This is a genomic window from Streptomyces sp. NPDC006476, from assembly GCF_040612015.1.
Lineage (GTDB): Bacteria > Actinomycetota > Actinomycetes > Streptomycetales > Streptomycetaceae > Streptomyces > Streptomyces griseorubiginosus_B.
This window is the reverse complement of sequence record NZ_JBEXPK010000024.1, coordinates 95,929-110,142: the sequence shown is the minus strand read 5'-3', so window position 1 is coordinate 110,142 and position 14,214 is coordinate 95,929. Positions and strand designations below refer to the sequence as shown.

The window sequence follows — 14,214 nt, the reverse complement described above, 5'->3', positions numbered from 1 at the left end:
AGAGGAGATCCGAAAAGTGGCAAGCCTTCCGATCGACACCGCGAAGTACACGGGGATCATCTGCGCCGTACCCCCGGCTCCGCGGGTCGCCAACCGAGAGACCGGTCAGCTTCGCGTCGACCGCGAGACCGGCAAGACGATGTACCAAGTCGGGCTCTGCCTGATGGCCGGGGCGTCGGCGAACGTCGTGAATGTGAGCGTGGCCGGTGAACCGAGCGGCGTGCAGCTCGGCATGCCGGTGGCCGTGCGGGACCTGGTCGCCACGCCGTGGGAGAACGAGGGGCGGCACGGGATCGCGTTCCGTGCCGCGGAGATCCGGCCCCTGAACGCTCCCGCCCCGGCGGGTAAGGGGGCCGCGCAGTGATGAACCTGGCCTCCACCACTTCGGCCGGTGCGTCCGGGCCGAGTTGGGTTCTGGTGGTGGCCGCAGTGCTGGTGTCGGGCCTGCTCCTGGCGGGCCCGGCCCTGCGCCGCCGCTACCCCGTTGCCTGGTGGCTGTTACTCGGCTTCCCGGCCGCCGCCTTCCGGGTCATGTGGGCCTGGCGGCAGCTGATGGCCGGGTGTGGGCTCGCCGTCAGCCGGCGACCGGCGCTGACGGTCGTGTCCGGACTCGTCGGCAACGGGGCGCCACCGCCTCAGCCGCGGGTGCCGCGTCGCGGGCTCATACGCCCGACCTCCGGCGGCTTCGTGCTACTGGTACGGCTGTTACCGGGCCAGGTGCCTGAGGACTTCGTCAAGGCTGCGCCCGCCATGGCGGAGGACTGGCAGGTTCACGCGGTGCGGGTGACCTCCTGGAAGCCGGGGATCGTACGGATCGTCGCCTCGGCCGCCGACCCGTTGGCCGCTCCGCGGATACCGAAGCAGCGGGGCCCTGGCCATCTGCTCCGGGTGACCGTGGGCGCGCTGGAGACCGGTGCCGCGTGGGTGCTCGATCTGAGGCGCGTGCCGCACTGGCTGATCGTGGGCGCCACCCGCTCCGGCAAGTCCACGCTGATCAACGCCCTCGTCGCGGGGCTGGCTCCGCAACCTGTCGCTCTCGTCGGCATCGACTGCAAGGGCGGCATGGAACTGTCCCTCTACGAACCGCGGTTGTCCGCCCTCGCGACCAACCGTGAACAGGCAGTCCGGCTACTGGCCGCGCTCGTAGACCTGACCCTCGACCGCATGACCGTCTGCCGGACGGCTCGCGTGCGCAACATCTGGGGTCTGCCGGACAAGGAACGCCCGGTCCCCGTCGTCGTGATCGTCGATGAGCTCGCGGAACTGTTCCTCGTCGCGAACCGGAACGAGAAGGACGAAGCTCAGGCGGCCGGTACGGCGCTGATCCGACTTGCCCAACTCGGTGCAGCCCTCGGGGTGTTCCTCGTCGTCGCCGGCCAACGTGTCGGCTCCGACCTGGGGCCCGGTGTGACCGCACTGCGGGCACAGCTCGGCGGCCGGGTCTGCCATCGCGTGGCCGACCCCGGTACGGCCGAAATGGCGCTCGGGGATCTGAATCCCGACGCCCTGAAGGCGGCGCAGGCCATCACCCCGGAGCAGGCCGGCACGGCCGTCCTCGCCTCCGGTGACGGCTGGGAGCGGGCCCGGTCGCACCTGATCACGGAGGCAGAGGCGGAAGCCGTCGCCGCCGAGTACGCGCACCTGACTCCCATCCTGTCCGAACTGCACGTCGAAGCGCCGTGAAAGGGGCCCGCCGTGCTGGTGTCCATGTCCGCCGTCCTGCTGCTCGGCCTGTTGATCTGGTTCCTTCTCCGCATCCGGTACCTGCGGTGGGTCGACGCGCTGCTCTGCGGAGCCTTCGGCTTCCTGCTCTCCAAGACCGTGGCCGCGCCGTTCGCTCAGGCCTTCCTCGACGGCGTGAACGGCTTCCTCGGCCAACTCCGCTTCTGAAAGCACCCGTCGACCCGAGAGGGGTACATCCCGTGTCCGCATACGTCATCCGCTCCGGTGACCGTGCCGCGTTCCTGGCCGGTCTGCGGGAGCTGGTCGACTTCCTGACAGACAACCCCGCGGTCGTCGTACCGCGCCGTGCATCCGTCGCCGTCCTGGTCGACGCATCCGACTCCGCCGGTCGGCGAGAGGGAGTGCTGTCCGTCGCTGATCCGCTCGGCGTACCGACGGAGGACCTCGGCCAGGGCTACTTCAACGCGCGCCGCGAGTTCGGACCGATCGCGTACATCGTCGTCGCGATCCCGCCCGAGGAGCGGCAGTGATCGCCCGCACGAAGGGCTCCCGACGGGGCGCGAAGTCGCCAAACCCGACCCCGTCAGGAACCCACTCCATCCGCCACATGAGCAGTGAAAGGAGCACTCACACTTTGACCAGCGCGCATCATTCGCGCAAATCCCCACTGCCCGACTGCGAACTCAGGCAGCGAGACTCGGAGGCCTCGACCTGCGCAGGCAAGGAACCGGTCGTCCTCATCGGACTCGACGACACCGAGCAACATCTGTGCCCGGCACACGCCGCGGCGCTCTGGCTCACGGATCCGACGTTCCGCTTCAGCGCCAAGACTCGGCCCGAGGGCATCTCGGCCGCGATGGCGCATGCGTTCGGCGGTGGGGGTGGTCGCCGATGACCACGACCCTCACGACGAACGCTGACGCCCTGATCGCCAGGGCATCTGAGGCGGACTTCGCGGCCTGGCGCCGGAACATCGTCCGCCTCGGTGGCTGCACCAACCCGATTCACCTGGTCGGCGCGGCGACCGTCTACGACACGACTACGGGCGCGGCCCTGCTCTCCTACGGGTCGGACGTCTATGGCGGTCGCCTGCTCGTCGCGTGCGGCAACCGTCGCGCGACGGTCTGCCCGGCTTGCTCGGGCCTGTACCGGGCGGACACGTACCAACTCGTCCGGGCCGGACTCGTCGGCGGCAAGAACGTCACGGAGGCGGTGAGCGGGTACCCGCGCGTGTTCGCCACACTCACCGCTCCCGGCTTCGGCCCGGTGCACACACGGCGGGAACGCGACGGGCGCGTACGGGCCTGTCGTCCCCGTCGGGTGGGGGAGTCGTGCCCCCATGGTCGGCCAACCGGATGTCTTGAGCGTCACTCAACGGACGATCTCCGTCTCGGCGAGCCGCTCTGTCCACGCTGCTACGACTACGCAGGCGCTGTCCTCTGGCACGCGTTCGCCGGTCGGCTCTGGCATCGGTTCGGCCTGGAGCTGCGGCGCGAGGTTGCACGGCGTGCCGGGTTGTCGCGGACGGAGTTCGGGGAAGTCGCTCGGCTCTCGTACGCGAAGGTCGCCGAGTACCAGCGGCGCGGCTTGGTCCACTTCCATGGCGTGATCCGCCTCGACGGACCGGACGGGCCCGACTCGGCTCCGCCGGGCTGGGCGACCGTGCCCCTGCTGATCGACGCTGTTCGGGAGGTGTCCGGTCGGGTGCGGCTGGCCGCTCCTGGAGCGGACGTCGTCGGACCGCGGGAGCTCCGCTTCGGTAAGCAGATCGACGTTCGGCCGGTCACCTCGTACAGGCGGGATGCGGGGGAGCGGCCTGCCTCCGCGGCGGCCGTTGCGGGCTACATCGCCAAGTACGCCACGAAGGGAGCCGAGTCCGCCGGCGCGGTGGACGGTCGGATCTACCGCGCGCGGGACATGGTCATGCTGCCGGTGCGTGCACATGTGCTGCGCATGATCGGTACGTGCTGGTGGCTCGGTGGTCTGCCAGAGTTCGAGCCGCTTGGGCTGCGTCGGTGGGCTCACATGCTCGGGTACGGCGGGCACTTCTCCACCAAGTCACGCCGCTACTCGACCACGTTGACCGCGCTCCGAGAGGCGCGTTCCGATCACCGTTCGGAGGAGCAACGGGCTTCCCTCGGCCTGGTGGACGGTCCGACGGTCACGGTCGGCCAGTGGCGCTACGCGGGACGTGGTTACTCGCCGGCGGGCGCGCTCCTTGCCGCTTCGGTGCGGGAGGGCGGTGGTCTCCATGGCGCGTGACAGCCGCGCGAAGACGGCCGAACTGCTCACGGTCCGCCAGGTGCTCGACGAACTGGGCGGCATCTCGCGGCGCACCTTCTACCGCTGGCGGGAACTGCGGCTCGCTCCGCCTTGCATACGGCTCCCGAACGGGGAGCTCCGGGTTCGGCGGGACGTGCTCAACGACTGGTTGGAGGACCGGGCGGAGGGGGCTGCGCCGTGAAGTCGTACAAGGTCGTCATCTGGAAGCTCAGCATCAACCGCTCCGCGAAAAAACCGACGTACCTCGTCCGATGGTCGGTGGACGGCGAGCCGTTCCACGAGTCACACAAGACGAAGGCGCTGGCCGATCGCTTCCGCGCGAAGCTTCTTGGGGCGGCGGACAAGGGCGAGCCGTTCGACACCGTGACCGGTCTGCCCGATTCGTTGCGGGGCGGCAAAGCGGCCTTGTCGTTCCTGGAGCTGGCGCTCAAGTACATCGATGCCCGGTGGGCGGAGGCCTCAGCGAAGCAGCGGGACAGCATGACCGATGCCTTGGCGACAGTTCTGCCCGCTCTGGTCAAACCGCTCCGCGGGCGACCTGCTCCGGCTGACCTCAGGCGGGCGCTGCGGTCCTACCTGTTCCCTCCGCCTCGGCGGGAGCGCGAGTGGCCCCAGGAGATCGCCTCGGCGGTGAAGTGGATCGAGAAAGCTTCGCTGCCGGTGGCGGAACTCCAGGAGATCACCCGCGTACACGACCTGATCGACGCGCTCACACGGAAGCTCGACGGTAAGCCTGCGGCTACGCAGACCTACCGGCGGCGACGCGCCGTGGTCTTCAACGCCCTTGAGTACGCGGTGGAGTTGGAAGCGCTGCAGTCGAACCCGCTGAGCCGAGTGCGGCGCAAGCGGGGGAAGCGGGCCGTTCAGGAAGTAGACCGCCGCGTGGTAGTCAACCCTCGGCAGGCGCGGGAGCTGCTGACCGCGCTGACGTACGTGGGCAGCTACGAGCGGGCGAGTGGTCGACGGCTGAGGGCCTTCTTCGGCTGTCTGTACTACGCAGCCATGCGGCCGGGTGAGGCGCTGGGCCTGCGGCTGTCGGACTGCACGCTCCCAGAGAAGGGGTGGGGCCGGATCGACCTAGCCGAGACCCGGCCAACCGCCGGGAAGGCATGGACCGACTCCGGTGAGGCGCACGACCGGCGCGGCCTGAAGCAACGGGCGGACGGTGAGGTGCGCATCGTGCCGATACCGCCTCCGCTCGTACATCTGCTTCGGGACCACATCAAGGAGTTCGCCACGGCGAAGGACGGCAGGCTGTTCGCGAGCGAGCGGGGCAACGTCGTAGCGGCGTCGTCGTACTCCCGCGCGTGGAAGCAGGCCCGGATGCTGGCCTTCCCGCCCGAACAGGTCGCCTCCGTCATGGCGGCTCGCCCTTACGACCTCCGGCACGCGGGCGTCTCTCAGTGGCTCAACTCGGGCGTTCCCGCTCCGGAGGTGGCGGCCCGCGCCGGCCACTCGGTGGACGTGCTCCTGAAGATCTACGCGAAGTGCATCGACGGCCAGGAGCAAGAGATGAACGACCGGATCCTGAAGGGCCTGGGGGAGGCGGACGCACCCGACCACTGAAACGGCTCTCTCAGGTGACAGGCGGGCCGCCCCATGGTTCTGCCAGCCACACCACTCTCTGCCCTAAGTATCGCCCTTCACTTGACAAGTGAAGGGCGATACTTGGAAAGTGTCGTTGTTACTTGGCAAGTGGAGTTGCGGACAATGCCAACGCCGTGAGGCGCTGGCGAGGGGAGGGAGTGAGAGTGGACCTCGAAGCGATCAGGGCAGAGCTTCACAGGGCTGTCGATCAGATCATCGACTCTCATGCGGGCCATGGCGACGGCGCGCGCGTGCCTGCCTCGGTGGTTGATGCGGTGTCGGTCTCTGCTCAGGAAGAGACCGAGGAATGGACCTACCGGTGGCCGGGCAGCGGCGTCGAGAGATTCCATCGAACGCGTTGGTACGAGGCCGCTGGTGAGCAGGGCAGGCAGCGCGTGAGAGTTGCTTGGGCTCGCCGGGCCGCTTGGGGGCGGGATGACCGTCTGCGAGCCATCGTTTTCCATCAGCAGGGGGGAGTTGACTCCACCACGTATTACCCATGGACAGAGTTTGTCGAGACTGACGACGGCCGGTACGCCGCGATCATTCCTAAGCCTGGTCGGCCGCGGGCGCAGTTGCGGGATGGTGATCCCCTGCCGGACCGGTTCGGTGGTCGCGTCGTTGAGCGCTCGGACGCACTGTTCGACTCGATCGCTGAAGGATCATCGCTGAGGTTCGTGGTCGGCGAGGCCGACGAAGCGGAGATGGTTCGCCATGGGTACTGGGTGGCGATCTTGCGCAATCGTTTCTGAACGGCGAGACATGAGGGGCCCCGGAGCGATCCGGGGCTTTCGTCGTGTCGGAGGTGTGTTGCGGAGCTACGCTCGGTGAGCCGGAAGCGGGCGCTGAGCTGCTGGAATGTCCACCAAGATCATTACGTGGTCATTACGTGATCACTGTCATGGAGCTGCTTCCGGCGGCATCCGCCTGCGCATACGCAAAGACCCCGCACTCAGCTAACGCGCTGGTGGCGGGGTCTTTGGGCACTTCACTCGAAGTGCCCCCGGCAGGATTCGAACCTGCGCACACGGCTCCGGAGGCCGTTGCTCTATCCCCTGAGCTACGGGGGCGTGTCGGGCGCCTTGGGTGGCGGCGACGGGTAGAACCCTACCAGCTCACTCGGGGTGTTCATGAACGGGTTTAGCGGGGGCGGGCGTGGCGGTCGCGGTGGGTTCCTGTGGGTGGAGCCAGCGGGGCGGGGCGCGGTCGTCCCCGGTGTGTCCCTCGCGCGGGGTGGAAGTGGGGAAAAGCCGGACGCGGTGGCCGGGGTCGACCTACTCTCGAGTTGTGCCAGGCGCGTCGGGTCGGGTGCTTGTTGTGGACGACAACAAGGTCATCCGGCAGCTGATCAGGGTCAATCTCGAGCTGGAGGGGCTCGAGGTCGTGACCGCGGCCGATGGTGTCGAGTGTCTGGATCTCGTTCATGACGTGCGGCCCGATGTCGTGACCCTCGACGTGGTCATGCCGCGGCTGGACGGGTTGCGCACCGCCGCTCGGTTGCGGTCCGATCCCCGTACCCGTGATCTTCCTCTCGCCATCGTGAGCGCCTGCACCTCCTACGAGGTCGAGGCCGGGCTCGACGTCGGCGTCGACGCCTTTCTCGCCAAACCCTTCGAGCCCGCTGAACTCGTTCGTCTTGTGCAGCAGTTGATCGAGCGGAAGCGCGGCACGCGGGGCGGGCGGAGCAGGGGAGGGGGAGAGGGGGGTGCGGGGCGAGATGACGCCGGGCTTCGCGACACCGGGTTTCCCAGCGGTCCGCGTGACGCCGGGCATCCCGATGCCGGTCTTCGTGATGCCGGGCTCAATGACGATGGCCTTCACGACCCCGGGCTCCAGGACGCCGGGCATCCCTAGGGGCTACGCAGGGTGGCGCGGACGTGCCCGCGTGGGAAAGGGGCCGAGGGCGTTCGTGTGATCTGACCGATGTCCGGTGTGCGCCCCGTCCCACATCCCGGGACCCCGCCCAAACCTACTCGCCTACCCACCCCCCTCCTCCCCTACGCTTGTCCCGTGACCCCCGTCGAGCTCTCCCGTACCGTGCTGGGCGCGGTGCGTCGTGCTGTTGACGGTGGGGAACTGCGCGTTGCCGTGCCGGCACGGGCCGTCGTCACCCCGCCCGGGCCCGGCGGCTGCGGCGACTACGCCACCAACATCGCCCTCCAGCTCGCCCGCGCCGCCGGGCAGCCGCCTCTTCGCGTCGCCGAGATTCTGTGTCGGTATCTGGTCGAGACGGATGGGGTCGCCGGCGTCACCGTCACCGGGCCCGGGTTCATCAACATCAGCCTCGAGGGTGCCGCTCCCGTCGTCCTCGTGCGTGACATCCTGCGGGTGGGGACGGCGTACGGCCACAGTGACGCCCTTGCTGGTCGGATCGTCGAGCTGCGCATCCCGTACGAGGTGCGGGCCGAGGTCGTCGCCGACGCGCTCACCCGGATCATCGCCTCCCAGGGCGGCCGCGCCGAGGTCGAGCACGCCGAGCCCATCAATCTCCGGCCCGTCCGGGCGCCCGAGGACCCCGCGCCGCTCGGTCCCGACGCCGCTCGCTGGGCCATGCTCCACCCCGCCCCGCACGACCGGCCCCGTATAACCGCCGACCACCTGGTCCAGCGCGAGAGCAATCCGCTCTTCCGGGTCCGTTACGCCCACGCCCGTACCCGTGCCCTCACCCGCAACGCCGCTGCCCTCGGCTTCACCGCGGAACCCGGGGAACCCGGGGACGTACGACTGTCCGACCATGGCGAGTCGTCGGGTGGCGAGTTCGCACCCGTGCTGCCGTCCGCGCGCGGTGACCTGCCGAGCGGCCGCACCGAAGCCGAAGGTCTCGGGCGACCGGTGGCGGGTGGTCTGGCGAGTGCCGCCCCCAGCGCCCCCAGCGCCCCCAGCGCCCCCGGCGCCCCCCGTGGCGCCGGGCCGTCCGTAGCCGATGAGGCGTCGGCCTCCGAACCCGAACAGGCAGGCTCCGCTCCTGCCCTAGCCACCCGCCTCAGCGCCGGCCCCGCCACCCGTACCCCCCTCACCTTCACCCCCCTCCTCATTCCCCTCCCCGACCCTGCCCCCCTCCTGACCGCCCTCGCCGACCACCCCCGCGTCCTCCTCGTCGCCGCCACCAGTCACGCTCCCGACCGTCTCGCCCGGCACCTCGTCAGCGTTGCCGATGCCCTGCTGCCGCTGCTGCCAGCCGTGTTGCCCCGTGGCGCGGAGAAACCCTCGGCCGCCCACCGTGCCCGGCTCGCTCTTGCCGAAGCCGCCGGGGCGGTGCTGGCCGGTGGCCTGTCCCTGCTCGGCATCGACGCACCCCAACACCTCTGAAAGACGACCGAAGATGAGCCGTTCCGCACACCCCGCCGGGCCCCGTCACGCCGATGTGCTTCCCGAGGGGCACTACTCCGCCCCTCCGACCGACCTCAACAGCCTCGACTCCAAGGTGTGGGCGCAGACCGTGCGCCGGGACGCCGACGGGGTCGTGACCGTCGGCGGGATCGACGTCAAGGCGATCGCCGAGGAGTTCGGGACCCCGGCGTACGTCATGGACGAGGCCGACTTCCGTGCCCGGGCGCGTGCCTGGCGTACCGCCTTCGGGCATGACGCCGACGTCTTCTACGCGGGGAAGGCTTTTCTCTCGCGGGCCGTGGTGCGGTGGCTGGACGAGGAAGGGCTCAATCTCGACGTCTGCTCCGGGGGAGAGCTCGCGACCGCGCTCTCCGCGGGGATGCCCGCCGACCGGATCGCCTTCCACGGCAACAACAAGTCGACCGAGGAGATCCGCCGGGCCGTCACCGCCGGGGTCGGGCGGATCGTGCTCGACTCCTTCCAGGAGATCGTGCGGGTCGCCCACATCGCCCAGGAGCTCGGCAAGCGGCAGCGGGTGCAGATCCGGATCACGGTGGGGGTGGAGGCGCACACTCATGAGTTCATCGCCACCGCCCACGAGGACCAGAAGTTCGGGATTCCGCTCGCCGGGGGGCAGGCCGCGGAGGCCGTGCGGCGCGCGTTGCAGCTCGACGGGCTCGAGGTGATCGGGATTCACTCCCACATCGGGTCGCAGATCTTCGACATGTCCGGGTTCGAGGTCGCCGCCCATCGGGTGGTCGGGCTGCTCAAGGACATCCGGGACGAGCACGGGGTGGAGCTGCCCGAGATCGACCTCGGGGGTGGGCTCGGGATCGCGTACACCAGTGACGACGATCCCCGTGAGCCGCACGAGATCGCCAAGGCGCTCACCGAGATCGTCAGCCGTGAGTGCGACACCGCCAAGCTGCGCACTCCCCGTATCTCCGTCGAGCCCGGGCGGGCCATCGTCGGGCCGACCGCCTTCACGCTCTACGAGGTCGGCACCATCAAGCCCCTCGACGGGCTGCGGACGTACGTCTCCGTCGACGGGGGCATGTCCGACAACATCAGGACCGCGCTCTACGACGCCGAGTACAGCGTCGCCCTCGTCTCCCGGGTCTCCGACGCCGAGCCCATGCTCGCGCGGGTCGTCGGCAAGCACTGCGAGAGCGGGGACATCGTGGTCAAGGACGCGTTCCTGCCGGCCGACCTGGCACCGGGTGACCTCATCGCCGTACCGGCGACCGGGGCGTACTGCCGGTCCATGGCCAGCAACTACAACCACGTGCTGCGGCCGCCGGTCGTCGCCGTGCGGGACGGTGAGGCGCGGGTGATCGTGCGGCGCGAGACCGAGGAGGATCTGCTCCGTCTCGACGTCGGGTGAGGCCGGCCAGGTAGAGCCCTGGAGGCGAGGTGGGGGTGGAAGATCTTCGGTCTTTCCGCCCCGTACAAATGAAATAGATGTCTCAGGATTCGGACAATCGGCAGAAAGTCCCGTCCGGTGAGTGAGACTGGTCCAACCGTAGACGGTATGAGGAAACGAGGTCGGATGATGCGTACGCGTCCGCTGAAGGTGGCGCTGCTGGGCTGTGGGGTTGTCGGCTCAGAGGTGGCGCGCATCATGACGACGCACGCGGCCGACCTCGCCGCCCGGATCGGGGCTCCCGTCGAACTCGCGGGGGTCGCGGTACGGCGTCCCGGCAAGGTCCGGGAGGGCATCGACCCCAAACTCGTCACCACCGACGCCACCGCCCTCGTCAAACGCGGCGACATCGACGTAGTGGTGGAGGTCATCGGGGGGATCGAGCCCGCCCGGTCGCTGATCACCACCGCCTTCGAGCACGGGGCCTCCGTCGTCTCCGCCAACAAGGCACTGCTCGCCCAGGACGGCGCCGCTCTGCACGCGACGGCGGAGGAGCACGGCAGGGACCTGTACTACGAGGCCGCCGTCGCGGGCGCGATCCCGCTGATCCGGCCGTTGCGCGAGTCCCTCGCCGGCGACAAGGTCAACCGGGTGCTCGGGATCGTCAACGGCACCACCAACTTCATCCTCGACAAGATGGACTCGACGGGCGCCGGGTACCAGGAGGCCCTCGACGAGGCCACCGCCCTGGGGTACGCGGAAGCCGACCCCACCGCCGACGTCGAGGGCTTCGACGCCGCCGCCAAGGCCGCCATCCTCGCCGGGATCGCCTTCCATTCGCGGGTGCGCCTGGACGACGTCTACCGCGAGGGCATGACCGAGGTCACCGCCGCCGACTTCCGCTCGGCGAAGGAGATGGGCTGCACCATCAAGCTGCTCGCCATCTGCGAGCGGGCCGAGGGCGGGCAGTCGGTCACCGCGCGTGTGCACCCCGCGATGATCCCGCTCACGCATCCGCTGGCCTCGGTGCGGGGCGCGTACAACGCCGTGTTCGTGGAGTCGGACGCCAGTGGGCAGCTCATGTTCTACGGGCCCGGTGCCGGCGGCGCCCCCACCGCATCCGCCGTTCTCGGCGACCTCGTCGCCGTCTGCCGCAACCGGCTGGGCGGCGCGACCGGTCCCGGCGAGTCGGCGTACGCCGCGCTGCCCGTGTCGGGCATGGGCGACGTCGTGACGCGGTACCACATCAGCCTCGACGTGGCCGACAAACCGGGTGTTCTCGCCCAGGTCGCGACGGTGTTCGCCGAGCACGGGGTGTCGATCGACACCGTTCGGCAGCAGGGCAAGGACGGCGAGGCCTCTCTCGTCGTCGTCACCCACCGCGCGTCCGACGCCTCCCTGTCCGGGACCGTCGAGGCGCTGCGCAAGCTCGACACCGTGCGGGGTGTCGCCAGCATCATGCGGGTTGAAGGAGAGTAACCAGCAATGACCCACCAGTGGCGCGGAATCATCGAGGAGTACCGGGACCGGCTGCCCGTCTCCGACACCACGCCGGTCGTGACGCTCCGCGAGGGCGGCACGCCCCTCGTGCCCGCGCAGGTGCTCTCCGAGCGCACGGGCTGCGAGGTCCACCTGAAGGTGGAGGGCGCGAACCCGACCGGGTCCTTCAAGGACCGCGGGATGACCATGGCCATCAGCAGGGCCAAGGAGGAGGGCGCGAAGGCAGTCATCTGTGCCTCCACGGGCAACACCTCCGCCTCCGCGGCCGCCTACGCCGTGCGCGCGGGCATGGTTTCGGCCGTTCTCGTGCCGCAGGGCAAGATCGCGCTGGGCAAGATGGGGCAGGCGCTGGTGCACGGCGCCAAGATCCTCCAGGTCGACGGCAACTTCGACGACTGTCTCACCCTCGCCCGCTCGCTGAGCGACAACTACCCGGTGGCGCTGGTCAATTCGGTCAACCCGGTGCGCATCGAGGGACAGAAGACGGCCTCCTTCGAAATCGTCGACATGCTCGGTGACGCGCCCGACATCCACGTCCTGCCGGTCGGCAACGCGGGCAACATCACGGCCTACTGGAAGGGCTACACGGAGTACGCCGCCGACGGTGTGGCGAAGCGGACGCCCCGGATGTGGGGCTTCCAGGCCTCCGGCTCCGCGCCCATCGTGCGCGGCGAGGTGGTCAAGGACCCGTCGACCATCGCCACCGCCATCCGCATCGGCAACCCCGCGTCCTGGCAGTACGCGCTCGCCGCGCGGGACGAGTCCGGCGGCCTCATCGACGAGGTGACGGACCGTGAGATCCTGCGCGCCTACCGGCTGTTGGCCTCTCAGGAGGGCGTTTTCGTGGAGCCCGCCTCCGCCGCCTCCGTGGCCGGTCTGCTGAAGGCCGCCGAGCAGGGCAAGGTCGACCCGGGCCAGACCATCGTGTGCACCGTCACCGGCAACGGCCTCAAGGACCCCGACTGGGCCGTCGCCGGCGCCCCGCAGCCGGTCACCGTCCCGGTCGACGCGGTCACCGCGGCAGAGCGCCTCGGCCTCGCCTGACCGGGAAACGACAGGGAACCGACCGGGGAATTCGCGGCGGCCGACCGGGGAATTCGCGGGGGCCGACCGGGAACTCCGCAGCGACTCCAGGGGTTGTCCCTACGGGGGTGCACAGGGGGCTTACGACACGCATCGTGCGCCTCCTGTGCGCCCTATGTCGCCACAGAACCTTCCTTCGATAGGCTGTACCGAACCCGCCCGCTGCATATGCCCTCGCATATGTCGGGTGCCGCGCCGTCTCCGCGGCCCGCAGGGTCTTCGTACGTCATCGAATGTCAATCGGATGCCATTCGACAATCACGCAGCTCAAGGAGAGTCGTCGAGCGATGGCCGGTCCAGCGTTCCGCGCCGCCGCCGTGCGGGTGCGCGTCCCCGCCACCAGCGCCAACCTCGGCCCGGGCTTCGACGCCCTGGGTCTGTCGCTGGGGCTCTACGACGACGTCGTCGTGCGGGTGGCCGACTCCGGGCTGCACGTCGACATCGCCGGCGAGGGCAGCGAGACGCTGCCGCGTGACGAAAACCACCTTCTCGTACGGTCCCTGCGCACCGCCTTCGATCTGCTGGGCGGACAGCCGCGCGGCCTGGAGATCGTGTGCGCGAACCGCATTCCGCACGGCCGTGGCCTGGGCTCCTCCTCCGCCGCCATCTGCGCCGGGATCGTCGCCGCGCGCGCCGTGACCATAGGCGGCGAGGCCCGGCTCGACGACACCGCGCTGCTGGAGCTCGCGACCGAGATCGAGGGCCACCCCGACAACGTGGCCCCGTGTCTGCTCGGCGGCTTCACCATCGCCTGGATGGAGGCGGGGGCCGCCCGGGCGATCAGGCTGGAGCCCGACGATTCCATCGTTCCGGTGGTTTTCGTGCCCGGAAAGCCGGTCCTGACCGAGACCGCGCGCGGACTGCTCCCGCGCTCCGTGCCGCACGTCGACGCCGCCGCCAACGCGGGCCGGGCGGCCCTGCTCGTCGAGGCCCTGACCAGGCGCCCCGAGCTGCTGCTGCCCGCCACCGAGGACCGGCTGCACCAGGAGTACCGCGCCCCGGCCATGCCGGAGAGCGCCGCGCTGGTGGAGCGACTGCGGGCCGACGGGGTCCCGGCGGTCATCTCCGGTGCCGGGCCCACTGTGCTGGCGCTGGCCGACGCCGACAGCGCCGACAAGGTGTCCCATCTGGCAGGCGAGGGGTGGGCCGCCAACCGGCTCGACCTCGACGCCCGGGGAGCGAGCGTGCTGCCGCTTGCGACCTGACACACGGTTGCCGGATTTCGAGAGGGGGAATGTTTGTTGGATCCGGTAGTGTTAATCTCAAGTCTGCACCCGACCCCACCATGGCGAGGTGCTTCGTGTCCCCGTCCGGGACAGACATTCTTCCGGGAGCCTCCCAAGCCGCACTGTGTTCCGTACGACGTACGTGGGCAGTACCTCGTA

15 protein-coding genes and 1 tRNA gene are annotated in these 14,214 nt (G+C 69.7%); 15 read left to right on the top strand and 1 reads right to left on the bottom strand.

The genetic code is table 11. From position 1 onward, the window contains the following. Positions 1 to 16 precede the first annotated feature (16 nt). The 9 genes from ABZZ74_RS26660 to ABZZ74_RS26620 all read left to right on the top strand — a co-directional run bounded on the left by ABZZ74_RS26660 (position 17) and on the right by ABZZ74_RS26620 (position 6,305). The gene (locus tag ABZZ74_RS26660) at positions 17 to 364 is read left to right on the top strand and encodes a hypothetical protein (RefSeq protein ID WP_356769009.1); all 348 of its coding nucleotides are present in this window, start codon (positions 17 to 19) and stop codon (positions 362 to 364) included. Further along, on the top strand, positions 364 to 1,683 hold the full coding sequence (locus ABZZ74_RS26655; protein ID WP_356769007.1) for an FtsK/SpoIIIE domain-containing protein: 1,320 nt from the start codon (positions 364 to 366) through the stop codon (positions 1,681 to 1,683). Before ABZZ74_RS26660 ends, ABZZ74_RS26655 begins: the two co-directional genes overlap by 1 nt. A gap of 12 nt (positions 1,684 to 1,695) precedes the next feature. Further along, positions 1,696 to 1,890: a hypothetical protein gene (locus tag ABZZ74_RS26650; protein WP_062234062.1), complete on the top strand. Its 195-nt coding sequence runs from the start codon at positions 1,696 to 1,698 to the stop codon at positions 1,888 to 1,890. Positions 1,891 to 1,922: 32 nt separating this feature from the next. Continuing rightward, positions 1,923 to 2,213, top strand: a complete 291-nt coding sequence (locus ABZZ74_RS26645; RefSeq protein ID WP_356769005.1) for a hypothetical protein — start codon at positions 1,923 to 1,925, stop codon at positions 2,211 to 2,213. Positions 2,214 to 2,317: 104 nt separating this feature from the next. Then, positions 2,318 to 2,578 (top strand): hypothetical protein, encoded by a 261-nt coding sequence (locus tag ABZZ74_RS26640; protein WP_356769003.1) that lies wholly within the window; start codon positions 2,318 to 2,320, stop codon positions 2,576 to 2,578. Continuing rightward, positions 2,575 to 3,945 carry a replication initiator gene (locus ABZZ74_RS26635; RefSeq protein ID WP_356769001.1) on the top strand — a complete coding sequence of 457 codons (1,371 nt, stop codon included), beginning with the start codon at positions 2,575 to 2,577 and terminating at the stop codon, positions 3,943 to 3,945. The genes ABZZ74_RS26640 and ABZZ74_RS26635 overlap by 4 nt, the downstream gene beginning before the upstream one ends. After that, positions 3,935 to 4,147, top strand: a complete 213-nt coding sequence (locus tag ABZZ74_RS26630) for a helix-turn-helix domain-containing protein (RefSeq protein WP_356768999.1) — start codon at positions 3,935 to 3,937, stop codon at positions 4,145 to 4,147. Before ABZZ74_RS26635 ends, ABZZ74_RS26630 begins: the two co-directional genes overlap by 11 nt. Continuing rightward, a complete protein-coding gene (locus tag ABZZ74_RS26625; RefSeq protein WP_356768997.1) occupies positions 4,144 to 5,532 on the top strand; it encodes a tyrosine-type recombinase/integrase in 1,389 nt (462 codons plus the stop codon). The genes ABZZ74_RS26630 and ABZZ74_RS26625 overlap by 4 nt, the downstream gene beginning before the upstream one ends. 185 nt (positions 5,533 to 5,717) lie before the next feature. After that, complete coding sequence (locus ABZZ74_RS26620) at positions 5,718 to 6,305, top strand: hypothetical protein (RefSeq protein ID WP_356768995.1); 588 nt, start codon at positions 5,718 to 5,720, stop codon at positions 6,303 to 6,305. A gap of 246 nt (positions 6,306 to 6,551) precedes the next feature. On the opposite strand, the gene ABZZ74_RS26615 is transcribed toward ABZZ74_RS26620, so the two are convergent. After that, positions 6,552 to 6,623: transfer RNA gene (locus ABZZ74_RS26615), tRNA-Arg, on the bottom strand. Between the two features lie 169 nt (positions 6,624 to 6,792). On the opposite strand from ABZZ74_RS26615, the gene ABZZ74_RS26610 reads away from it, so the two are divergent. The 6 genes from ABZZ74_RS26610 (at position 6,793) to thrB (ending at position 14,034) form a co-directional block, all read left to right on the top strand. Beyond that, positions 6,793 to 7,407, top strand: a complete 615-nt coding sequence (locus ABZZ74_RS26610; RefSeq protein ID WP_356769083.1) for a response regulator — start codon at positions 6,793 to 6,795, stop codon at positions 7,405 to 7,407. Positions 7,408 to 7,563: 156 nt separating this feature from the next. Continuing rightward, the gene (gene nrtL, locus ABZZ74_RS26605; protein ID WP_356768993.1) at positions 7,564 to 8,862 is read left to right on the top strand and encodes an ArgS-related anticodon-binding protein NrtL; all 1,299 of its coding nucleotides are present in this window, start codon (positions 7,564 to 7,566) and stop codon (positions 8,860 to 8,862) included. Positions 8,863 to 8,875: 13 nt separating this feature from the next. Continuing rightward, positions 8,876 to 10,267 (top strand): diaminopimelate decarboxylase, encoded by a 1,392-nt coding sequence (gene lysA / locus ABZZ74_RS26600; protein WP_356768991.1) that lies wholly within the window; start codon positions 8,876 to 8,878, stop codon positions 10,265 to 10,267. Between the two features lie 165 nt (positions 10,268 to 10,432). Then, complete coding sequence (locus tag ABZZ74_RS26595; protein WP_356768989.1) at positions 10,433 to 11,725, top strand: homoserine dehydrogenase; 1,293 nt, start codon at positions 10,433 to 10,435, stop codon at positions 11,723 to 11,725. Between the two features lie 6 nt (positions 11,726 to 11,731). After that, entirely contained in the window at positions 11,732 to 12,790 is a 1,059-nt protein-coding gene (thrC, locus tag ABZZ74_RS26590; protein WP_133044664.1) for a threonine synthase, read from the top strand. Between the two features lie 326 nt (positions 12,791 to 13,116). Next, entirely contained in the window at positions 13,117 to 14,034 is a 918-nt protein-coding gene (gene thrB / locus ABZZ74_RS26585) for a homoserine kinase (protein WP_356768986.1), read from the top strand. The last annotated feature ends 180 nt before the right edge of the window (positions 14,035 to 14,214 follow it).

Coding starts and splice junctions, on each gene's coding strand:
- ABZZ74_RS26655 (WP_356769007.1), top strand. CDS start 364: ATGAACCTGGCCTCCACCACTTCGGCCGGTGCGTCCGGGCCGAGTTGG.
- ABZZ74_RS26635 (WP_356769001.1), top strand. CDS start 2,575: ATGACCACGACCCTCACGACGAACGCTGACGCCCTGATCGCCAGGGCA.
- ABZZ74_RS26630 (WP_356768999.1), top strand. CDS start 3,935: ATGGCGCGTGACAGCCGCGCGAAGACGGCCGAACTGCTCACGGTCCGC.
- lysA (WP_356768991.1), top strand. CDS start 8,876: ATGAGCCGTTCCGCACACCCCGCCGGGCCCCGTCACGCCGATGTGCTT.
- ABZZ74_RS26595 (WP_356768989.1), top strand. CDS start 10,433: ATGATGCGTACGCGTCCGCTGAAGGTGGCGCTGCTGGGCTGTGGGGTT.
- thrC (WP_133044664.1), top strand. CDS start 11,732: ATGACCCACCAGTGGCGCGGAATCATCGAGGAGTACCGGGACCGGCTG.
- thrB (WP_356768986.1), top strand. CDS start 13,117: ATGGCCGGTCCAGCGTTCCGCGCCGCCGCCGTGCGGGTGCGCGTCCCC.